The 20,063-nt window shown below is 65.9% G+C and carries 18 protein-coding genes and 1 tRNA gene; 3 read left to right on the forward strand and 16 right to left on the reverse strand.

Annotated features, from left to right (window positions below):
• Position 1: 1 nt before the first annotated feature.
• The 7 genes from ACR0NY_RS07120 to ACR0NY_RS07150 all read right to left on the reverse strand — a co-directional run bounded on the left by ACR0NY_RS07120 (position 2) and on the right by ACR0NY_RS07150 (position 5,277).
• Positions 2–481 carry a UPF0262 family protein gene (locus tag ACR0NY_RS07120; RefSeq protein ID WP_093962859.1) on the reverse strand — a complete coding sequence of 160 codons (480 nt, stop codon included), beginning with the start codon at positions 479–481 and terminating at the stop codon, positions 2–4.
• Between the two features lie 83 nt (positions 482–564).
• Positions 565–1,362, reverse strand: coding sequence for a glycosyltransferase family 32 protein (locus tag ACR0NY_RS07125; RefSeq protein ID WP_170337453.1), 798 nt, complete (start codon positions 1,360–1,362; stop codon positions 565–567).
• A 128-nt stretch (positions 1,363–1,490) separates the two neighbouring features.
• Complete coding sequence (gene hisD, locus ACR0NY_RS07130; protein WP_170337452.1) at positions 1,491–2,792, reverse strand: histidinol dehydrogenase; 1,302 nt, start codon at positions 2,790–2,792, stop codon at positions 1,491–1,493.
• Between the two features lie 58 nt (positions 2,793–2,850).
• Complete coding sequence (locus ACR0NY_RS07135; protein ID WP_170337451.1) at positions 2,851–3,372, reverse strand: GNAT family N-acetyltransferase; 522 nt, start codon at positions 3,370–3,372, stop codon at positions 2,851–2,853.
• Between the two features lies 1 nt (position 3,373).
• Positions 3,374–3,850, reverse strand: a complete 477-nt coding sequence (locus ACR0NY_RS07140) for a DUF2948 family protein (protein ID WP_170337450.1) — start codon at positions 3,848–3,850, stop codon at positions 3,374–3,376.
• Positions 3,850–5,115 (reverse strand): UDP-N-acetylglucosamine 1-carboxyvinyltransferase, encoded by a 1,266-nt coding sequence (gene murA, locus ACR0NY_RS07145; RefSeq protein WP_170337449.1) that lies wholly within the window; start codon positions 5,113–5,115, stop codon positions 3,850–3,852. The genes ACR0NY_RS07140 and murA overlap by 1 nt, the downstream gene beginning before the upstream one ends.
• 6 nt (positions 5,116–5,121) lie before the next feature.
• A complete protein-coding gene (locus tag ACR0NY_RS07150) occupies positions 5,122–5,277 on the reverse strand; it encodes a hypothetical protein (RefSeq protein WP_170337448.1) in 156 nt (51 codons plus the stop codon).
• A gap of 83 nt (positions 5,278–5,360) precedes the next feature.
• On the opposite strand from ACR0NY_RS07150, the gene ACR0NY_RS07155 reads away from it, so the two are divergent.
• Positions 5,361–5,435, forward strand: a tRNA-Thr gene (locus ACR0NY_RS07155).
• A gap of 274 nt (positions 5,436–5,709) precedes the next feature.
• Here ACR0NY_RS07155 and ACR0NY_RS07160 read toward each other — a convergent pair.
• From ACR0NY_RS07160 to ACR0NY_RS07180, 5 genes are all read right to left on the reverse strand, one after another.
• Positions 5,710–5,955, reverse strand: a complete 246-nt coding sequence (locus tag ACR0NY_RS07160) for a MoaD/ThiS family protein (protein ID WP_040633350.1) — start codon at positions 5,953–5,955, stop codon at positions 5,710–5,712.
• On the reverse strand, positions 5,948–8,203 hold the full coding sequence (locus ACR0NY_RS07165) for a xanthine dehydrogenase family protein molybdopterin-binding subunit (protein ID WP_170368884.1): 2,256 nt from the start codon (positions 8,201–8,203) through the stop codon (positions 5,948–5,950). The genes ACR0NY_RS07160 and ACR0NY_RS07165 overlap by 8 nt, the downstream gene beginning before the upstream one ends.
• Positions 8,203–8,682 carry a (2Fe-2S)-binding protein gene (locus ACR0NY_RS07170; RefSeq protein ID WP_170368885.1) on the reverse strand — a complete coding sequence of 160 codons (480 nt, stop codon included), beginning with the start codon at positions 8,680–8,682 and terminating at the stop codon, positions 8,203–8,205. The genes ACR0NY_RS07165 and ACR0NY_RS07170 overlap by 1 nt, the downstream gene beginning before the upstream one ends.
• Entirely contained in the window at positions 8,679–9,545 is an 867-nt protein-coding gene (locus tag ACR0NY_RS07175; RefSeq protein ID WP_170337445.1) for an FAD binding domain-containing protein, read from the reverse strand. Before ACR0NY_RS07175 ends, ACR0NY_RS07170 begins: the two co-directional genes overlap by 4 nt.
• Before the next feature lie 126 nt (positions 9,546–9,671).
• The gene (locus ACR0NY_RS07180) at positions 9,672–12,884 is read right to left on the reverse strand and encodes a 2Fe-2S iron-sulfur cluster-binding protein (protein ID WP_170368886.1); all 3,213 of its coding nucleotides are present in this window, start codon (positions 12,882–12,884) and stop codon (positions 9,672–9,674) included.
• 75 nt (positions 12,885–12,959) lie between these two features.
• On the opposite strand from ACR0NY_RS07180, the gene ACR0NY_RS07185 reads away from it, so the two are divergent.
• Entirely contained in the window at positions 12,960–13,862 is a 903-nt protein-coding gene (locus tag ACR0NY_RS07185) for a LysR family transcriptional regulator (RefSeq protein WP_170368887.1), read from the forward strand.
• Here the strand turns inward: ACR0NY_RS07185 and ACR0NY_RS07190 are convergent.
• On the reverse strand, positions 13,853–14,704 hold the full coding sequence (locus tag ACR0NY_RS07190) for a LysR substrate-binding domain-containing protein (protein WP_170368888.1): 852 nt from the start codon (positions 14,702–14,704) through the stop codon (positions 13,853–13,855). The two genes, ACR0NY_RS07185 and ACR0NY_RS07190, sit on opposite strands and share 10 nt — an antisense overlap.
• A 104-nt stretch (positions 14,705–14,808) precedes the next feature.
• Between ACR0NY_RS07190 and ACR0NY_RS07195 the strand changes: the two genes are divergently transcribed.
• Positions 14,809–15,513: an SDR family oxidoreductase gene (locus ACR0NY_RS07195; protein WP_170368889.1), complete on the forward strand. Its 705-nt coding sequence runs from the start codon at positions 14,809–14,811 to the stop codon at positions 15,511–15,513.
• 4 nt (positions 15,514–15,517) lie between these two features.
• Here ACR0NY_RS07195 and ACR0NY_RS07200 read toward each other — a convergent pair whose 3' ends face one another.
• Genes ACR0NY_RS07200 through ACR0NY_RS07210 form a run of 3 tightly spaced genes read right to left on the reverse strand, consistent with a single transcriptional unit; the run spans position 15,518 to position 20,055 of the window.
• Positions 15,518–16,792 (reverse strand): NAD(P)/FAD-dependent oxidoreductase, encoded by a 1,275-nt coding sequence (locus ACR0NY_RS07200; protein WP_170368890.1) that lies wholly within the window; start codon positions 16,790–16,792, stop codon positions 15,518–15,520.
• A gap of 42 nt (positions 16,793–16,834) precedes the next feature.
• Positions 16,835–17,869: an ACP S-malonyltransferase gene (locus tag ACR0NY_RS07205; protein WP_170368891.1), complete on the reverse strand. Its 1,035-nt coding sequence runs from the start codon at positions 17,867–17,869 to the stop codon at positions 16,835–16,837.
• The gene (locus ACR0NY_RS07210) at positions 17,866–20,055 is read right to left on the reverse strand and encodes a dehydrogenase E1 component subunit alpha/beta (protein WP_170368892.1); all 2,190 of its coding nucleotides are present in this window, start codon (positions 20,053–20,055) and stop codon (positions 17,866–17,868) included. The genes ACR0NY_RS07205 and ACR0NY_RS07210 overlap by 4 nt, the downstream gene beginning before the upstream one ends.
• Between the last annotated feature and the right edge of the window lie 8 nt (positions 20,056–20,063).

Here is a 20,063-nt window from a genome sequence, read left to right on the forward strand (position 1 = left end):
GTCAGCCTCCGAAATGCAGCACGCAGATCAGCGTGAACAGGCGGCGGGCGGTATCGGTGTCGATCTCGGCCTTGCCCTCCAACCGTTCCTGCAGGACTCGGCTGCCTTCATTGTGGATGCCGCGCCGGGCCATATCGATGGTTTCGATCTGGCTGGGCGGCAGGGTCTTGACCGCATCGAAATAGCTTTCGCAGATCTGGAAATAGTCCTTGACCACCTGCCGGAACGGACCCAGCGACAGGTGGAACTCGGCGGCTTTCTGGCTGTCTTCGGTGGTGACGTCGAACACCAGCCGCTTGTCGCGGATCGACAGCTGCACGTGATAGGGGCCGTCGGGCACCAACCGATCGTCGCGTTTGGGCAGGGCAAACGAGTTTTCCTCGAGCAGGTCATAGATCGCAACCTTGCGCTCCTGCTCGATCTCGGGCGTGGGCGGCGGCAGGTTTCGATCGTCCAGTTCGATATGCGAAATGCGGGTCATTGTCATCGACTTCCGTTCAGGTCAGGCCAGACCTAGCGCACCTATGCCCGCGGGACAACGCGGGAAACGGGCTGGACGCAAGGTCAGATGGGGTGCTCGTTGGGGTCGATCCCGTGCTTTCGCAGCAAGGTGTCAACAAGCGAACCGGGATTGATATCGCGATCTTTGAAGATCCTGCGAAACCACGAGCCGTAGAAATGGATCGAGGTTTGGTTCTGCCAGTCCAGGAACTCAAGCTTGTCCTGATCCGGCTCGTTCCACAGTGCCCGATGGCGCAGCGGAACCGCATACAGCGATTTCCGCGAGACGGCCTTGGCATGTTCCGGCGTCGGAAAAAGGTAGTGAAACAACATCGGCGGGCCAAGGCTGAAGATCGGCAGGCTCCAATAGGTCGAGCGCCCGAAGATCTGAAGATAGGCGCGCTGCTGTTCCTCGGGCCACCAGGGCGGCACCAGATCGCCGTCAAAGGCAAAGGCGCACATTTCGGCCAAGGCCGGGCTGTCGCTCGGCAGGGCAAGAACGCCATTCATGATGCGTTGTCGTCTGCGGTTGGCCGCTGGAAACAAATAGCCCTGATCGGTCTGGAAAGGTTTGACCGCATAGGCATCCGCATCCACCCATATCTGATCGGTCTGCTGCAGCAGTTTCAAGCGGAACAGGTCCGCATGTACGGCGACCGACCGCGTGATCGGATCGCGATAGATTTCGGACGCATCGAATACCTCTCGCGCATCGCGGGCCTCAACATAGCCCGGAATGTCCTGCAGATCGCCATAGTGGTAGACGATCGGCTTTTGGTCCAAGTCCGCAAAGGATTTCAGGCACAGATGCTCCAGAAAGCTGAAGCGCTCTCCGATCCAGAGGGTTGCGACACGTTCCAAATTCGGCTCCGGGTTTGTCCTAAGACGTCACCGGTTAAAACGCACGGGTCGGACGACCACCGCAAGTGGTTTTGCACGCGCCGCGGCAGTCGCAAGCCGGATGTGACCCCGCCGCCATGATGCCAAGGTCAACCATTCAGCCGCTTGAGCCGCGCGCCCACGGATAGCCCGTGCGCCTCCAGGCTTTCCGACCGCGCCAATTGCTCGGCCGCCGGGCCGATGGCGCGCAGGGCCTCGGGCGTCATGTGGCTGAGCGTGGTGCGTTTGAGGAAATCCATCACGCTGAGCCCCGACGAAAACCGGGCCGAGCGTGCGGTGGGCAACACGTGGTTCGGGCCACCAACATAGTCGCCGATGGCCTCAGGCGTGTACTGGCCCAGGAAAATGGCGCCGGCGTGGATCGTCTTTTGGCTGAGCGCCACCGGATCGGCCACGCACAGTTCAAGGTGTTCGGGTGCGATGCGGTTCGACAGCGCGGCGGCTTCGTCCAGGTCGCGCACGGTGATCACCGCACCATAGTCGCGCCAGCTGGCCCCGGCGATCGCACGTCGTTCGAGCGTCTCCAGCCGTTTTTCCACCGCTTCGGCCACCGCCCGGCCGAAACCGGCATCATCAGTGATCAGGATCGACTGGGCGCTTTCGTCGTGCTCGGCCTGGCTGAGCAGATCCAGCGCGATCCAGTCGGGGTCGTTGTCCTTGTCCGCGATCACCAGAATTTCGGAGGGGCCGGCGATCATGTCGATGCCCACCTTGCCGAACACCCGCCGTTTGGCCGCCGCGACAAAGGCGTTGCCCGGTCCGGTGATCTTGTCCACCGGCGCGATCGTGTCGGTGCCATAGGCCAGAGCGGCAATCGCCTGCGCGCCGCCAATGCGATAGATTTCGTCGACCCCCGACAGACGCGCGGCTAGCAGGACCAGCGGGTTGACCTGTCCGTCCGGCGTGGGCACCGCGATGGCCAGCCGCTCGACCCCGGCCACCTTGGCCGGAATGGCATTCATCAACACCGAGGACGGGTAGGAGGCCAGCCCGCCCGGCACGTAAAGCCCCGCGGCAGACACTGCCGACCAGCGCCAGCCCAGGGTCGCGCCCGCCTCGTCGGTCCATTCCTGGTCCTGCGGCATCTGGCGTTCGTGATAGGCGCGGATGCGCGCGGCGGCCAGTTCCAGCGCCGCGCGGTCATCGTCGCTGACGGTCGCGATGGCCTGCGTCACCTCGGCGGCGCTAAAGGCCAGAGTGTCCGGCGTCAGTTGCAACCGGTCGAATTTTGCGGTCAATTCGATCACCGCAGCATCGCCACGCGACCGCACGTCTGCGATGATCTGCGCCACGACGGCGTCGACATCGGGGCTGTCTTCGCGTTTGGCGGACAGAAGGGCCAGGAATCCGGTTTCGAAATCGGCGGATGTCGTGTCGAGGAAAACGGGCATTTGCGTACTCCGGGGCGTTTTAACGGGTCTTATCGCCCGCCGGGGCGGGCCTCAACCCTCAGCCCGAGGGGTGCAGCGATTTGCGCAGGGGAAATTGGGGAATGCCGTTCCAGTCCGCGGGCTCTCCCGCCGCGACCCAGCCGTTCCGGCGATAGAAGCCCAGCGCGGTCCGGGTGGACATCAAATGACCCGTGGTGGCCCCGGACAGGGCCAGTTCGGCCTCGAGCCGGGACAGCAACGCCGCACCGACCCGCTGCCCCGCGTGGCCCGGATCGACATAAAGCAGCGAAATCTCGGCCGGTGCGCGCAGCCCGCCGACGGCGACCGCTTGCCCGCTCCGCTCGGCCATCCAGATCTGGGCGCCCGACGCGATCCAGTTGCGAACGGACTGCGGGTCCTTGTTGGCAGTCCACGCTGCGATCTTGTCTGGTTGATTTCCGTGGTCAGCTTCACACAGCCGGGTGATGGAGCGGACCAGAACCCGGCTCAGGCCGAACACGTCGAACACGGTGGCCCGGCGCAGCGACACGCCGGCCCGCCCCTGAGACAGCGCCTGCGAAATGCCACGCTTGTTCTGCATATCAGTCCGGGTGCCGAGGCGCCTTGCCCGAAGGCGCACGATAGGGGCGGGTCACATCCTTGAGCGTTGCATCAACCGCTTCCACCGTCAGACGGATCGCGCCATCCCCGGCCAGAACAAGCAGCACCTCGCCCGTGCCGTCATCCGAAGGGTGGAACTCGATATCAAGAACCGAGAGGATCAGGTCCTTGTCGGATCGATCAACCCCCTGGCTGGACACCGACAGGACCGAGTCGAATACCAGCAGCGACTGCACGCGTTCGAAATCCCGGCCACGGCGCTCGGCTGCTTCCTTGTCCTCCCACCGGAACCGGTTGAGCAGCAAGGCAAAGCGGCGGCGGGCTGGTTGCCAGGTCATTTCGCTGACCGGAAAAACCGCATCCTGCGTCAGCGTTGCGATCACCTTGAGGTCCTCGACATCCAATGCGCCAAGGTTCAGCGGCGCCTCGCGCCCATCTTCGAATGTTGCGTCTGCCATCAGCCCTTGATCCGTTCGATTTTCGCGCCCACGCCTTCCAGCTTGCGGACCACATGCTCATATCCGCGGTCCAGATGATAGACCCGGCTGACGGTTGTTTCGCCCTCGGCCGCCAACCCGGCCAGGATCAGCGAGACCGAGGCCCGCAGATCGGTGGCCATCACCGGCGCGCCTTTCAGGCGCTCGACCCCCGTCACCGTCGCGGTGCCGCCATGCACCTCGATCTGCGCGCCCATGCGCACCAGTTCGGGGGCATGCATGAAGCGGTTCTCGAAAATCCGCTCCTCCAACACCGAGGTTCCCTCGGCCGTGCACATCAGCGCCATCATTTGCGCCTGCAGATCGGTGGGAAAGCCCGGGAACGGCTCGGTCACCACGTCCACGGCGCGCACCCGGCCATTCTTGCGAGAGACCTTCAGGCCCTGTTTCGTCTCGGCAACGTCCACCCCTGCGGCCGTCAGCTTCTCGACGAAGGATTCGACCAGTGACAGGCGGCCGCCCAGCAGTTCGACCTCGCCGCCGCAAATGGCAGGGGCCAGCATGTAGGTGCCCAGTTCGATCCGGTCGGTGACTACCTGGTGCGTGGCCCCATGCAGGCGGTCGACACCCTGGATCTCGATGGTCGAGGTGCCCTCGCCCTCAATCTGCGCGCCCATGCTGCGCAGGCATTGAACCAGATCCACGATCTCGGGCTCGCGTGCGGCGTTTTTCAGAACCGTCGTGCCCTTGGCCAGCGTCGCGGCCATGACGATGTTTTCCGTGGCACCCACCGAGGCAAAGCGCATTTCATGCACCGCCCCCTTCAATCCACCTGGCGCCTTGGCGTGCAGGTAGCCGTCCTTCAACTCGATTTCGGCGCCCAGGGCTTCCAACCCCTCGACATGCAGGTCCATCGGCCGCGCCCCGATGGCACAACCGCCCGGCAGCGACACCACGGCTCGCCCGAAACGCGCCAAGAGCGGCCCCAGAACGAGGTTCGAGGCACGCATCTTGCGCACGATCTCGTAGTCCGCCGTGTGACTGGTCAGATCATGACTGGACATCGCCAGAACCTGCCCGTCCTGCAGGGCCGACACCTCGGCCCCCAGCGACTGCAGCAGCGCGGTCATGGTCTTGATGTCACTCAGACGCGGCGCGTTGGTCAGCGTCAGCGGATCTTCGCTGAGCAACGTGGCCGGCATCAGCGTCAGGCAGGCATTCTTGGCCCCCGCGATCGGAATTTGGCCGTGAAGCGGCCCGTTGCCCGTTACCAGAATCGAATCCATCTGCTCTTAGTCCTTGTGCTGTCCCGGCCGGTCATCCTGTGCGCTGCGCGCCTTGGCCTGCGCCTTGCGCCGCGCCAGGTTTGCCTTGAGGGCAGCCTTGAGCCGATCTTCGCGCGCGGATCCGGATTGTCCGTGTTTTTTGGGTGATTTTTTCTCTGCCATGATCTTTCTCTACAGGAGGCGAAAAAAACCGTCCAGAGACCCTTGCGCCCCGTTTCGTTTGAGTCTAATCACCCGCCCACAGCGCTGCTGTAGCTCAGAGGTAGAGCACTCCCTTGGTAAGGGAGAGGTCGAGAGTTCAATTCTCTCCAGCAGCACCATCTTCCAGTTTTTACCCGGATTCCGCTGCACGACGCCTCGATATCTTTGCAGGCGCAACTTCCCCGACGTCAACCACGCATGGCCGGAAATCACACACATCTGACACCTTCCCGCAATACTAATGCCAATATTGCAATACATAGCGGATCAATCCTGCCGATCCGTTTGATGGTGTTTTTTTAACGAGGGGGTACTTCGGTAGGACCAGGGGTGAGGCCGAAGCGCCGAATTCAAGACCGGGGCTTCCGGTCCTCCCCCGCCGATTTCACGGGGCTACCCGCCCCGCAACCTCTGCATCAGATAGACTTCGGCACCTTCGGGAATGGGTTCGGACAGACCCGCTGCAATGATCCGGCCATTGACGGCAACGGACACGCCCGCGTCGATCGGCGCCTGCAGTTGCGGATGAAGGCGCACCAGTTCGCGCAGCAGCTCGCCGGTTGTCGCAGCCTGAACCTGCACCACTTCCTGGCCCCCGGTCAGCGACCGGAGACCGGACCAGAGATGGACCTCAACCATTGCCCTTGAGGGCGGCCAGAATGCGCGGCGGCGACATCGGCAGTTGTCGCATCCGCACGCCCGCCGCGTTCGAGACCGCGTTCGCGATGGCTGCCAATGGCGGCACGATGCCGGTTTCACCCACGCCACGCACGCCGAACGGGTGGCCTGGGTTGGGCACCTCGACGATCACCGTGTCGATCATCGGCAGGTCGCTGGCCACAGGGATACGGTAGTCGAGGAACACCGGATTCTGCAGCCGGCCATCCTCGCCGTAGATGTATTCCTCGTTCAGCGCCCAGCCGATGCCCTGCGCCGCGCCGCCCTGGAACTGGCCCTCGACATAAGCCGGGTGGATCGCCTTGCCTGCGTCCTGGATGACCGTGTAGCGGGTGATCGAGGTCTTGCCGGTTTCGGGATCGACCTCGGCATCGACGATATGGGTGCCGAAGGACACGCCGGCGCCTTCGGGGGTCGCCTCGAAATGGCCCGAGATCGGCCCACCTGTGCGCCCCATGTCGGCGGTGATCTCGGCCAGCGGCAGCGGGTCGAAATCGCCCGCGTTGGGGCCGGACGGCACCGCGCAGCCGTTTTCCCATTTCACCGCGTCCACGGGGATGCCCCATTTGGCCGCCGCGCGTTCGCACAGTTTCTCGACCGCGTGCTGCGCCGCCTTGATCGTGGCCAGACCGCTGGCATAGGTCACGCGCGAGCCGTGGCTGACGTCGTTGTAACCCAGCGTGGCGGTGTCGGCGATGGTCACGCGGATGTTCTCGTATGGGATGCCCAGCACCTCGGCCGCCATCAGCGCCATCGACGCGCGCGAGCCGCCGATATCGGGCGTGCCGACCATCAGCTGCGCCGAGCCGTCCTCGGACAGGGCCAGCGACACCGAGGTCTCGCCCCCGTGGTTGAACCAGAACCCGCAGGCGACGCCCCGCCCCTGCCCCGGCTTCAGCGGCGCGGAATAATGCGGGTGGCCCTTGGCGGCCTCGAGCGTCTCGACCAGGCCGATCCGGTCATAGGTGGGGCCATAGCTGGCCTTGGTGCCCTCGCGCGCGGCGTTCTTCAGGCGCACATCGACCGGATCGAGGCCCAGTTTCTTGCACAGTTCGTCGATGACCGATTCTACCGCAAACGCCCCCATCGGCGCGCCGGGCGCGCGATAGGCGGCCTGTTTCGGGCGGTTGGACATGACGTCATACCCCACCTGCCGCACGTTGGTCAGGTTGTAGGGCGCAAAGGCGCACATTGCGGTCATGTCGCCCGGCGCACCTGGAAAGGCACCGCCTTGCAGGCGGAACACGCCTTGGGCGGCGGTGATGGTGCCGTCTTTCTTCATGCCGATCTTGACGTCCATCGAGGCCGAGGCCGTCGGCCCAGTGGCCCGCAGAACCTCGGACCGGGACATCACGATCTTGACCGGACGGTTGGCCTTGCGCGACAGCGCCAGCGCCACCGGTTCGATGAACACGGTGGTCTTGCCGCCGAACCCGCCACCGATTTCCGATGCGGTCACGCGCAGCTGCGCGGTTTCGATCCCCAGCAATGCCGCGCAGGTCTTCTGCACGATCCAGTGGCCCTGGGTGCAGCACCACAGCTCGCCCTTGCCGTCAGCGCCCAGCGATGCAAGGCAGGCGTGCGGTTCGATATACCCCTGGTGGGTGGCCTCGGTGACGAAGTGATCCTCGATCACCAGATCGGCATCGGCAAAGCCCGCCTCGACATCACCGTGGCCGCTTTCGTGATAGCGCACGACGTTGGGGTGCATCCCCTCGGGCACCGAATAGTCGGCCGCGCCCTCGCGGATCACCGGAGCGTCGGGCGCCATCGCCTTGTCCACGTCGGTGACATGGGGCAGCACCTCGTATTCGACCTCGATCAGCTTGAGCGCATCCCGCGCCGCCAGCGCCGAACTGGCCGCAACCGCCGCCACCGCGTGCCCGTCATAGAGCGCCTTTTCCCCGGCCATGATGTTTTCCAGAACGTTCCAGAACTCGCCCTCGAGCCCCGGCTTGAACGGGACATCGGCAAAATCGGCGCGGGTGACCACGGCTTTAACGTCCCGATGCGCCTCGGCCTTCGAGGTGTCGATCCGAACGATCCGCGCATGGGCGTGGGGCGAGCGCAGGATGGCGCCGAACAGCATGCCCGGCGCGGTCACGTCGGCTCCGAACCGGGCGCGGCCGGTGACCTTGTCCAAACCGTCGGGACGGTTCGGGCGGGTGCCCACGAAGGTGAAGTGCGACTTGCGATCGTCGAGTGCCATTACGAAGCCTCCCGCAGCTCGGCGGCCGTCTCCAGAACGGCGCGGATGATCTTGTCATAACCCGTGCAGCGGCACAGGTTGCCGGCCAGCCAATAGCGGGCCTCTTCCTCGGTCGGGTCGGGGTTCTTTTCCAGCAGCGCCTTGGCGGCGACCAGAACGCCCGGTGTGCAGACCCCGCATTGCAGCGCGGCATGGTCGATGAACTTGCGCTGCAACGGGTGCAGGGTTTCACCCTCGGCCATGCCTTCGATGGTTTCGATCTGCTTGCCCTCGGCCTCGACCCCCAGCACCAGGCAGGAACAGACGAGCCGCCCGTCCAGCGTGACCGAGCAGGCCCCGCAATCGCCGGTGCCGCAGCCCTCCTTGGCCCCGGTCAGGTTCAGCTTGTCGCGCAGACAGTCCAGTAGGGTTTCGCGCGCGTCGCACAGGTATTCGACCGTATCGCCGTTGACGGTGGTGGTGACGTGATGCTTGGTCATGCGGTCTCTCCCTTGGCGCGGGCATAGGCGATTTTCGCGGCGCGTTTTGCCAGAACGCCGGCCACTTCGGTGCGGAATTCGATCGTGCCGCGTTTGTCGTCGATGGGTTTGCAGGCGGCCGAGGCGGCGGCGGCCAGTGCCGCCGACGCGGCATCGTCCAGCGTGGTGCCGATCAGCGCCCGGGCGCAGTCTTCGACAAGCAGGACGGTGGGCGCCACGGCCCCCAGCGCAACGCGGGCCTCGGTGATCGTGTCACCATCGACGCGCAGGTTTACGCCCACGCCGACCACGGCGATGTCCATCTCGGTGCGCGGAATGAAGCGCAGATAGGCGTCGCCGCCATTTTCGCCCCGCGCCGGGATATGCAGGGCCGAGATCAACTCGCCCTTCGCCAGCGAGGTCTTGCCGGGGCCGGTCGGGATGTCCTCGACCGCCACGATCCGATCACCGCTCGGACCGGTCACCGTTGCTGTCACGCCCGCAGCAACCATGGCCGGGACGGAATCGGCGGCAGGCGATCCATTGCACAGATTGCCCGTCAGGGTGGCGCGGCCTTGGACCTGGGTCGAGCCGATCAGGTCCATCGCCTCGACCACTCCGGGCCACTCGCGTCCCAGCTGGGGGTGTTCGCTCATCTCGGCGCCGGTGACGGCCACGCCCAGCGTCCAGCTGCCATCGGCGTGGCGGGTGATGGCGTGTACGCCGTCGATGGCCTTGATGTCGATCAGGGTGTCCGGAGTCACGATCTCGGACCGCAGTTGCACCAAGACGTCGGTGCCGCCGGCCAGAAACCGCGTGATGCCCGTTGCATGGGCAGCCAGATCTGAAGCTTCGGCAAAGCTGGCGGGGCGGTGATATTGCATGATTGTACCTCGCGCCTGTTGGTCAGGGTTCACTGGGTTTGGGGCGACGTTAGAGCAGCCGCGCGGCGGCGTCCATGGCCCGCGCGACCTATTTTTTCACCTGAAAATGTCGCTTTCCGACCGAGGTCAGAGGTCGATCTCGACCACCCCGCCCGGCTCGGCCGCACGGCTCTGGCAGAGAATCAGCGCCGATTCCCGCTGCTTGCGCGACAGGACGAAATCGCGATGCTCGACCTCGCCCGCGATCAGCCCGCATTTGCACACGCCGCAGATGCCGTCGGCGCATTTCACGTCGACATGGATGCCGGCCTCGTTCAGCACCTGCGCCGCGTCCTTGTCGGCGGGCACCTCAAGGTCACGCCCCGAGCGCGCCAGCCGCAGGGTGAACGGGTGGTTTTCATAGTCGGGCTGCTCGGGCACCGAGAAATACTCCAGATGCCGGGCCTCCTCTGGCCAACCCTGACGTTCGGCAGCCTGCATCACCGCCTCCATGTATCGGTCCGGGCCGCAAGTATAGACATGCCAGCCGTCGCTATAACCCGCCAGGATTGTGTCCAGATCGGCGCGGGTGCCCTCGTCCGAGACATGCAGATGCACGCGGTCCGCCCAGGGAGCGGCGGCCAAATCGGCCAGATACCCGGCCTTTTCCCGTGAGGGGACGGAATAATGCAGGTCGAAATCGCGCCCCAGCGCGTGCAGGTGATGGGCGAAGGCGATCATCGGGGTGATGCCAATACCACCGCCCATCAGCAGGGTGCGGGTGGCGGTCTCGTCCAGTTCGAAATGGTTGATCGGCTTTGACACGAACACCTTGCGGCCCGGCGTGAAGATCCGGTGCAGCAGGGCCGAACCGCCGCGGCCCTGATCCTCGCGCAGTACCCCGATCTGATAGGTCATGCGTTCGGCTGGGTCACCGGACATCGAGTATTGCCGCAGGAATTCCGGCGCCACCAGCACATCCAGATGCGCGCCGGCCGTCCAATCCGGCAACGGTGCACCGTCCGGGGTGGAAAACTCGTACTTGGTGACATCCGCCGTCATCTTCTCGACCTTCGACAGCACCAGCTGCATCACCGGCGCATCGCCCGAGATCGTGTAGCGGTGGATGACCGACACATCGCCTGCGGCCAGACGGGCCTTGTATTCGTCGGCGGTTACCATGGCCTGATAGGCGGCGATCCCGGCCTCGCGGTCCATCGCAAAAGGATAGGGCCAGGGATGCGGCGCGAGCGGGGCGGGATAGACGGCCAGCGTCTGATCCTCGTATTTCAGATCCAGATCCTTTTGCAGATCGCGCCGGTTCAGCGGGTGCGCGGTGGGGCGATAGGCGCCGTCGGGCTGTAGCTCCAGATCCCACCACCACTTCTTGGTGTCGTTCAGCCCGCCATTGCCCAGCACATCGTCCAGTTTCGCCAACGCGGGTGCCGCGGCGGGAATGGTCATCGCGGCCCAGCGGAACGGGCGTTCGGCGAACAGCCCTTCCAGGTTCCACGGGCAGGTCTTCATGCAGCGCCCGCACATCGCCCCGCCGGGCGTGGTGATCCGGTAGGTGGCACATTTCTGGCTGTCGGATTTCCAGATCTCGTAGCCGTTGAACATCAGCTTGGGTCCGGCGGTGATCGCCCCCGAGGGGCATTCGCGGGCACATTTGTTGCAGCTTTCGCAGAACCGCTGCAGGCCGAAGTCGATGGGCTTGTCATGGGTGATGGGCATGTCGATCGTCACGACCCCCGATTTCAGGCGCGGGCCAAGGAACGGGTTCAGGATCACCTCGCCGATGCGGCTGACCTCGCCCAGCCCCGACAGCAACAGCAGCGGCGGTTGCAGCACTTCGCCATCCATCACCGTATGCGCCTTGGCCTTGTAGCCCAGATTGCGGATCTGACGGGCCAATACCCCGCCCAGCAGCGAGAACCGCAGATAGGCGCGCATCGACTGGGCAACGCTGATCCAGTCGTCACCGGATGCGCCCTCCATCGTCTCATAACCCTGGTCGATGATCATGCTGACGGCCTGATCGTGGGGCGGCACGATCTCCTCGCCGGTGGCGTCGTGGGAATACCACGCCCATTCGGGGCAGCGGCTGAGGCCTACGGCATCGACGCCCAGGAAATAGCTGGCCGCCTTGATGTTCGCCGCGTTGCGCTCGGCATCGGTGGGTCTGGCGACCTCGGCGCTGTCGCCGTCCTGCAGCAAGACGAAGGCCCCCAGCGCGCGCCGTTGCGCAAAGCTGGGCGCGGATTTTCGGACGTAGTGCCCGCCCTTGGCCGCATCCTGCAGCGGCTTGCCCATATCGCCGAACTGCGCCCGCGCGAACATGTCGGCCCGTTTGGGCACGCGGGCCACGTTCGCCTCGTCGATATAGGTGGTCGGGCTGTCCACGCGTTTGAGCGTCTCGAACGGGTGCGCGCCATCGGCATAGCGGCGGCGGGCGAAAGGGTCGCGGTTCAGCGCGCTTTTGGCAAAGCCCGCGCCCAGCCACCACGCGGGGCCTTGGGTTCTGAACCACGGCTGCCGGTCGCGCGGGGCCAGCGGGCGATCATGCGCGATTTCCAACTCGGTGGTCACGACGGCCAGGCCGAACCTACGCCCCAGCCACGGGGCCACGGCGGTGCCATCCTCGGCCCAGACCAACCCGGCTGCGGCGGCAAGGCGAGGCAGGTCCACGTCCGAGGACATCACCGAATGCGCCCGCGCGTCATACCCCAACAGACGGATGTAATTGGCGATCACCACCGCGTTTTCGGTGGCCAGCAGGCAGGCGCGGTGGTCCTGCGCATCCAGGATCCACTCAGCGCCCGGCTCGGACGGATCGGGGTCGCGGTGATGTTCGTACAGGAACACGATGGCATGACGGTGGGCGGTGATCGGCCCCGGTTGGGCCGCGACGCTGTCGCGCAGATCGGCCATGATCACATCAATCCCCGAGGCCAGGGTCTTCGTCTGCCGGGTCTGCAGCGCATGGGCCAGCCGGTCGATATCGGGGTTGCGCCGGGGCCGGTTCAACAGCGCCTGCGGCGGCAGAGGCCCACAGCCCATCATCGAGGCATCGTTGAAATAGCCGAACGCCTTCAGGTGGTTGGCGCGTTCAGCCGGATCGCGGGGCATCTCGGCCCGGGCCAGATTGACGAAGCCATCGCGGATGGTGTCCAGCATCGCCTGAAACTCGCCCATCGCGTTGACGATGCTGTGGGGCTGCTCGGGACGGTCGAAACTCAGCACCGGCATGGGCGCCAGCGCCGACAGATCGGGCAGCGCATCCTGTCGCCGCAGCCGTTCCAGCGGATAAGGACCCATGTGAACGGGTCGGTTCTTGTCCGAGAAAAAGCGGATCCCCATCGCGTGCCTCCTGTTGCCAAGCTTCCCCTAGCGCGGCATGAACAGCAATACCATTCATGACGGATCATAAACGGTATGAGGAAAATTGATTTCACTGATCTGGACGGCAAGGTCCTGCGCACCTTCCTGACGATCCTCGAGGAAAACTCGGTCTCGAAGGCCGCCGACCGCCTGGGCGTTACGCAATCGGCCATCAGCCACACGTTGGCCAAGTTGCGGCATGTGCTGGGCGATCCGCTGTTCGTGCGCTCCGGTCAAGGGCTTACCCCGACCGAGCGGGCGCTGGCGCTGAAGGAGCCGGTTCAGAAGGTGCTGGACGGGATGCGCGCCCTGACCGACGAGCGGCCCTTTGACCCGCTGTCCGAAGAGATCGCCGTCCAGATCGCCACCAACGACATGCCGCGCGAGCTGATCTTTCCGAAGTTGCTGCGCAGGGCGCGGGCCGATGGGGTGCGGCTGCGGCTGGGGTTCATGCCCTCGGGCGTGCCCGACCCGGAACTGCTGCGCAGCGACCGGTGCCAGTTGATGCTGACCCCGCTGCCGCCGGATGGCCCCGACATCTTTCAGAAGCTGCTGGTGAGCAGCCCCCTGATGGTGTTCTACGACGCCGAGCGGCGTGATCCGCCCGCCGACTGGGCCGACTATTGTGCCTCGGATCATGTCGAGGTGCGGTTTCCCGATGGACGCAACGCGCGAGCAGTGATGCGCGGCGTGGATCAGAGCCAGATCCGCCCGCCCACCGTGACCTTGCCGCATTTCAACGCGATCCCTGCCTTCGTGAAAGGCAGCGACCTGATCTCGACCGACACGGCGCTGATGAAACAAGGGCCTTTGGCGGCGCTGGACTGCGCGCCCCTGCCCTTCGATTGTCAGCCGGTGTCGATCTACATGGTCTGGCACCAGCGGTTCGCCAACGATCCCGCCCATCGCTGGCTGCGCGGACGGATCGCGGCGATTGCCGCCACGCTTCAGGCCTGAGCCCGCAACCAGTCGCGCATCAGCGCCACCAGATCCGGCTGCCACGGCTTGCGCGGGGTGACGATATGGAACCCCAGATCGTCCAGCAGCACCTGCGCCAGCGGTTGCACCAACCGCCCCGCCGTCAGCTCGGCTGCGACCAGTGGCGCATTGGCCAGCGCAAAGCCCTGCCCGGCCACGGCGGCATCGATGGCCAGGCTGGTCTGGCTGAAATTCATCATCCTCGGGCGCCCCTGCACGCCGGCGCGTTCTAGAAACAGGGGCCACAGGCCATGAGAATCGCTCAGCAGTACATGCGCCAGCAGGTCTTGCGCCGATGTCACCTGCGCGGCCAGGTCGGGGCTGCCGACGACGACGAATTCGGTGGGGAACAGCGGCTCGGCCACCAGGCCGTCGCCAAACGGCGCGCGGCCCTGCCGCACCGCGATATCCACCCCGTCCGTCTGGAAATCAGCCAGCCGCTCGCGCGCATCGACCTGCACCGAGACATCCGGGTGGCGCGCGGTGAAATCGCCCAGCCGCGGCACCAGCCATTTCGAGGCAAGGCTGGGCGTGACCGACAAGGTGATCTGGCGCTGGCCGGACAGGTCTTCGACCGCCTCTTCAATCAGGCGAAAAGCGCGGCGCAGGGGCGCGTGGAACCGCCGTCCGGCCTCGGTCAGGCGCAGGCCGCGCGGCAGTCGGTCGAACAACGGGGTGCCCAGCCGCGCCTCGAGACCCCGGACCTGCTGAGCAACCGCCCCTTGGGTAACACCCAGTTCCTGCGCCGCCAGCCTGAAGTTCAGGTGACGGGCCGACGCCTCGAAGGCGCGCAGGGCGTTCAGCGGAGGAAGGGCAACCATGACGTCCACGCAATAGTTTTTCTACACCCTTAAGGCAGAAGAACTGATTGGTCAAACGGCCTGCGACGCTTCATCTTGGCAGCAGATTGAAACGGAGAACGAAGATGACGGAAAAAGTGGCTCTGATCACCGCCGGCGGCAGCGGCATGGGTGCGGATGCGGCGCGGCGGCTGGCGGCGGACGGGTTCAAGGTGGGCATCCTGTCCTCGTCCGGCAAGGGCGAGGCGCTGGCAGCCGAGCTGGGCGGCGTGGGCGTGACCGGCTCGAACCAGTCGACTGACGACCTGCAGAGGCTGGTGGATGCGGCGATGGCCCATTGGGGGCGGATCGACGTGCTGGTGAACTCGGCCGGGCATGGCCCGCGCGCGCCGGTGCTGGAGCTGACCGACGAAGACTGGCATCAGGGGATGGACGTCTATTTCCTGAACGCGGTGCGCCCCACAAGGCTGGTGACGCCGATCATGCAGGCGCAGGGCGGCGGGGCGATCATCAACATCTCGACCTTCGCGGCGTTTGAGCCGGACCCGGTATTTCCGACCTCGGGCGTGTTCCGGGCCGGGCTGGCGGCGTTCACCAAGCTGTTCGCCGACAAATATGCCGCCGAGAATATCCGCATGAACAACGTCCTGCCCGGCTTCATCGACAGCCTGCCTGAGAAAGAAGAGTTCAAGGCCAAGATCCCCATGGGCCGCTATGGGCGCAGCTATGACGAGATCGCCTCAGTCATATCGCTGCTGGCCTCCGACGGCGGCGGTTACATCACCGGGCAGAACATCCGGGTGGATGGCGGGATCACCCGCTCGGTCTGACCGGTCAGACCCTTGCCTTGACCAGATGCGTCAGCGCCGCGCCGGTTTCAAAGAAGGCGCGGCGCAAGCCTGTCCAGCTTTCGTGATGGGCGGTCACCGGTTGCAATGGCAGGCGGGCGGGGTCGCCCGTCAGCAGGCTGTCGGCCATCATGCGGCCGAACACCGTGCCTGGCCCGATCCCGCGACCGGAATAGCCATGCGCAGACAGGGCGTTCGGCCCGATTTGCACCAGTTTCGGGATGTGGTCCGAGGTCATGGCGATGCGCCCGTGCCAGCCGTCCTTCAGCGGTTGGTCGGCCAGCGCAGGGAAAATCTGCGCCAGTTTCCGCGTGATCCAGCCGCGATGTGCAAAGCTGCCCGCATGGCCCAGATCACCCATCGCCCCGATCACCAGCCGCCCGGCCTGATCCATGCGGAACGAGGTCATGATCAGCCCGGTATCCCAGCAGCCCTCGCCCCCCGGCAGCAGGGTGGCGCGGATGACCTCGGGCAGTGGGTCGGTGGCGTATTGGAAGTAGTAGACCGGCACATAATCCTGACGGGTGTCGGGCAGTCCTGCATGATAGGCGTTGGTGGCTTGGATCAGCGCCTTGGCCCGCACCAAGCCTTGCGGCGTCTCCAGATGCCATAGCTCGCCATCGTGGCGCAGGGTCTGCACCGGGCTGTTGGCGTGGATCGCCGCCCCGGCCTGCTGCGCGGCGCGGGCGAGGCCCTGCACATAGGCCAGCGGCTGGATCGTCCCGGCGCGCGGATCGAAGATAGCGCCGTGAAACGCCTTGCTGCCAGTGCGGCGGGCGGTTTCCTGCGCGGACAGCAGTTCAACCGGAGCGCCGTCGGCGGACAGTTGTTGGTGGCGGGTCTGCAGGTCGCGCAGACCTTTTGGCGAATGGGCTAGGTGCAGGGTTCCGGCCTGCACCGGCTCGCAGTCGATGGCGTGGTCACGGATCAGGCGGAACACCTCGGCTGGGGCCTGCGCCAGCAGGGCGATCAACCGGTCGCCCACCTCGCGGCCCAGATGGGCGCGGATCTCGGCCGGCGGAAGCCACAGCCCGGCATTGGCCAGCCCGACATTGCGGCCCGACCCGCCATGGCCGATCTGGTGCGCCTCGAGCAGACAGACCGAGGCCCCCGCCTGCGCCGCGTGCAGCGCCGCCGAGCAACCCGTGTAGCCGCCGCCGATCACGGCGAGGTCCACCGTGACGGACCCGGTCAGGGGCGGGGCGTCCACCCGCTCGCGGCTGGTTCTGGTCCACAGGCTGATTTCCGGGTCGGTGGTCATGGGCGGGATGTCCTTGAATGCGCGCGCAGATTTCCCGAGGGCTCAGCCGATGGCAAGAGGTCTTTGATCCTCGCGCCCCAGCGCGATCAGGAACGGGTCCTGTGCCTGCAGGGCCTGAAAGCTGTCCTTGTCTGACATGCAGCGCCAGTTGGCCAGCACCAGCGACTGCGCCACAGCGCCGCCCAGCGTAGCGCTGGGGCCGGTCACGATGAACAGGTCGGGCGCGAATTCGCGGGCGGCGGTCTGCACCGCGCGGGTAAAGTCGTAAGGCTCGGTCACTTGATGGCCCAGCGTGTAATCCCACAGCGCGCCCGTGTCGGTGGCGCCGGGCCACCAGATCTTACCGTGCCCGTCGATCATCGGCAGGTCCGGCTGAGTGAACAGCGTGGCGGGCAGTAGGCGGCGGCCTTCCTGCGCCACGGGGGCCTGCAGGCGCGTGTGAAAGGCCGCGTGATTGGCCAACCGCATCGGGAACCGCTCCTGCACCACGGGTTGCGCGGCCTCGAAGGCCCTCAGCCCGGCCTCGTTGCCGGCCAGCACCAGCATCCCGCCCAGATCGATCGACAGGGCGAGGTCATGCTCCGGCAGGGCATTGATGCGCGCCACCTCGACCAAAAGCTCGGCCTTTCGGGCCGAGTCGTCGCGCCAGTCGTCGCCGGTGAAGGGATAGACCAGCTGCCCGCCGATCAGGTGGGTCTGCATCAGCGTGCCCATGATGTTTACCACCCGGAACCCGTTTTCGGGCGACAGCGCCCCCGCGGCGGCCAGCGCGATATACCAGCCCATCGAGTTGCCGGTGACGGCCACCACCTCGATATCCTCGGACAGCGCCTGCGCATCGGCCAGCGATGCGGCATAGATCAGGGGCGAGGCCACGTCGCCACGGGAATACTTGCTGACCGAGAAACGCGACGCGCCGTCCAGCGCGGTCACCGCCTCTTGGTCCGTTTCGGCGCGGATCGCGTCGAACTCGCGGAACAGCTCCATACGGCCCGCGTGGTGGCGGTGCAGGTAGCCCAACTCGGACTTGTTGTAGGTGCCCCGGCCGGGGCAGATCACGACGGCGGTGCGGGTCATTTCTTGGCTCCGGTCAGGGTAAGGGCGGCGGCCACGATGCCGTCACGCGAGGGCAGCGGCGCGGCATAGGCGGGGCCGGTGGCGATGAAGCAATCCTCGGCCACGACGCGGGCGGTGGGCAGGTCGGTCTGCTCGGCAAAGAGCGTCATCAGCGCCTCGGACTGGCTGCCGGTGCGGCGGCATTCATCGACGATCAAGACGTGCTTGCAACCCTTGGTGGCCTTCAGCAGCGCCTGTTCCGGCAGCGGCGCCAGCCAGCGCATGTCGATGATGCGGGTGTTCAGCCCGGCACCCTGCAGTTCGGGCAGCGCCTGTTTCGACAGGTAGTGGCCGTTGCCGTAGGTCACGATCGCCAGATCTTTGCCGTCGCCATGCACGCCGACCTCGCCCAGCGCGATGCATTCGTCGGGGGCGGGATAGCGGGTCATCCAGGCGCCGTCTTGCCCCTCGTGCAGGTCGCGCATCGGGTAGAGCGCGATGGGTTCGAGGAACACCACCACCCGCTGCTCCTCGCGCGCAAGGCGCACGCATTCGCGCAGCATCCGGGCCGCATCTTCCCCGGTCGAGGGGCAGGCGATGATGACGCCCGGAATGTCGCGCAGCACGGCCAGCGAGTTGTCGTTGTGGAAATGCCCGCCAAAGCCCTTCTGGTATCCCAGCCCGGCGATCCGCACGACCATCGGGTTGGTGAACTGCCCGTTCGAGAAGAACGGCAGCGTGGCGGCCTCGCCCCGGATCTGGTCCTCGGCATTGTGCAGATAGGCGAGGAACTGGATCTCGGGGATCGGGACAAAGCCGTTGTGGGCCATGCCGATGGCGAGGCCGAGGATCGACTGTTCGTCCAGCAGCGTGTCGATCACCCGGTCCGGGCCAAAACGCGCCTGCAGCTTCTGGGTTACGCCATAGACGCCACCCTTGCGGCCCACATCCTCGCCCATGCAGACGATCTCGCCATGTTCCAGCATCAGGTCGGTCAGGGCCCAGTTGATCAGGCGGGCCATCGGCTGCGGGTCGTCCATCGCGCGCAGGTCGCTGCCGAAAGCTGCGGCGCGGGCCTCGGCGCTGGGGCCGTTGGTGGGCTTGCAGGGGCGCTTGGGCGGGATCAGGCTGGCCGCGACCTCGGCGGCGGTGGTCAGATGCGGACGGGTGGCGGCCTGCGCCGCGATGCGGTCGGTGCGGGCGCAGGTCTGTTCATAGATCTTCATCGCCTGACCGGGCGACAGCGCCCCGGCCTGATCCAGCAGGCGCACCGAATGCAGCAGCGGATCATTGGCCTCGTCGGCCTCGACCTCGGCGCGGCTGAGATAGGTGGTCGGCACATCCGCCCCGGCATGACCATACAGGCGCACGGTTTTCAGGTGCAGGAAGGCCGGTTTGCGCCGGGTGCGGACATAGTCGGCCGCCTGCTGCGCCACCGCGAAGGTCTCGAAGATGTCCAGCCCGTTGGCCTGAAAATACCTGATGCCCGGTCGATGCTCCATCGAGGCCTGAATCCAGCCCTTGGGCGTCTTGACCGAGATGCCGATGCCGTTGTCCTCGCACACGAACAAGAGCGGCAGCGGGATCGACTGCACGCTGGTCCAGCCTGCGGTGTTGATCGCCCCCTGCGCGGTGGAGTGGTTGGCCGAAGCGTCGCCAAAGGAACACATGGCAATGCCATCCTCGGGCAGTTGCCGGTGCTCGGGGTCGTGCCGCCGCGCCGCGCCCAGGCTGTAGGCCGCGCCCACCGCCTTGGGCAGGTGGCTGGCGATGGTCGAGGTCTGCGGCGGGATCATCAGCGCCTTGGACCCCAGCACCTTGTGCCGCCCGCCCGAGGTCGGGTCCTCTTTGGAACACGCGAAACTCAGCAGCATGTCCCAGGCGATCTGCTGACCGGGCACCTGCTCGGCGCGTGCGATCTGAAAGGCGGCGTCGCGATAGTGCAGAAAGGCGATGTCGGTCGGCCGCAGGGCATGGGCCACGGCGGCCATCCCCTCGTGCCCCGAGGATCCGATGGTGTAGAACCCCTGCCCCGCCTTCTGCATCGCCCGGCTGGTGCGATCCAGCGCGCGGCTGAGCACCTGCGAGCGGAACAGCGACACCGCCTCGGGCGCAGTCAGGCCCGGGCGCGGCGGCGCGCCTTTGGGCAGGTCGCGATTGGCGACGCGGGTCAGGAAGTTTTCGTGAACGATCTGGGCGCGATCCATCTGGGTTC

It is taken from the genome of Ruegeria sp. BJ5 (assembly GCF_056537865.1).

Excerpts from the sequence above, each read along its gene's own strand:
- ACR0NY_RS07150 (WP_170337448.1), bottom strand. The coding sequence starts at position 5,277 with ATGGCAGAGAAAAAATCACCCAAAAAACACGGACAATCCGGATCCGCG.
- ACR0NY_RS07205 (WP_170368891.1), bottom strand. The coding sequence starts at position 17,869 with ATGACCCGCACCGCCGTCGTGATCTGCCCCGGCCGGGGCACCTACAAC.
- hisD (WP_170337452.1), bottom strand. The coding sequence starts at position 2,792 with ATGCCCGTTTTCCTCGACACGACATCCGCCGATTTCGAAACCGGATTC.
- ACR0NY_RS07160 (WP_040633350.1), bottom strand. The coding sequence starts at position 5,955 with ATGGTTGAGGTCCATCTCTGGTCCGGTCTCCGGTCGCTGACCGGGGGC.
- ACR0NY_RS07165 (WP_170368884.1), bottom strand. The coding sequence starts at position 8,203 with ATGGCACTCGACGATCGCAAGTCGCACTTCACCTTCGTGGGCACCCGC.
- ACR0NY_RS07170 (WP_170368885.1), bottom strand. The coding sequence starts at position 8,682 with ATGACCAAGCATCACGTCACCACCACCGTCAACGGCGATACGGTCGAA.
- ACR0NY_RS07185 (WP_170368887.1), top strand. The coding sequence starts at position 12,960 with ATGAGGAAAATTGATTTCACTGATCTGGACGGCAAGGTCCTGCGCACC.
- ACR0NY_RS07120 (WP_093962859.1), bottom strand. The coding sequence starts at position 481 with ATGACCCGCATTTCGCATATCGAACTGGACGATCGAAACCTGCCGCCG.
- ACR0NY_RS07190 (WP_170368888.1), bottom strand. The coding sequence starts at position 14,704 with ATGGTTGCCCTTCCTCCGCTGAACGCCCTGCGCGCCTTCGAGGCGTCG.
- ACR0NY_RS07195 (WP_170368889.1), top strand. The coding sequence starts at position 14,809 with ATGACGGAAAAAGTGGCTCTGATCACCGCCGGCGGCAGCGGCATGGGT.
- ACR0NY_RS07180 (WP_170368886.1), bottom strand. The coding sequence starts at position 12,884 with ATGGGGATCCGCTTTTTCTCGGACAAGAACCGACCCGTTCACATGGGT.
- ACR0NY_RS07200 (WP_170368890.1), bottom strand. The coding sequence starts at position 16,792 with ATGACCACCGACCCGGAAATCAGCCTGTGGACCAGAACCAGCCGCGAG.
- ACR0NY_RS07140 (WP_170337450.1), bottom strand. The coding sequence starts at position 3,850 with ATGGCAGACGCAACATTCGAAGATGGGCGCGAGGCGCCGCTGAACCTT.
- ACR0NY_RS07210 (WP_170368892.1), bottom strand. The coding sequence starts at position 20,055 with ATGGATCGCGCCCAGATCGTTCACGAAAACTTCCTGACCCGCGTCGCC.
- ACR0NY_RS07135 (WP_170337451.1), bottom strand. The coding sequence starts at position 3,372 with ATGCAGAACAAGCGTGGCATTTCGCAGGCGCTGTCTCAGGGGCGGGCC.
- murA (WP_170337449.1), bottom strand. The coding sequence starts at position 5,115 with ATGGATTCGATTCTGGTAACGGGCAACGGGCCGCTTCACGGCCAAATT.
- ACR0NY_RS07175 (WP_170337445.1), bottom strand. The coding sequence starts at position 9,545 with ATGCAATATCACCGCCCCGCCAGCTTTGCCGAAGCTTCAGATCTGGCT.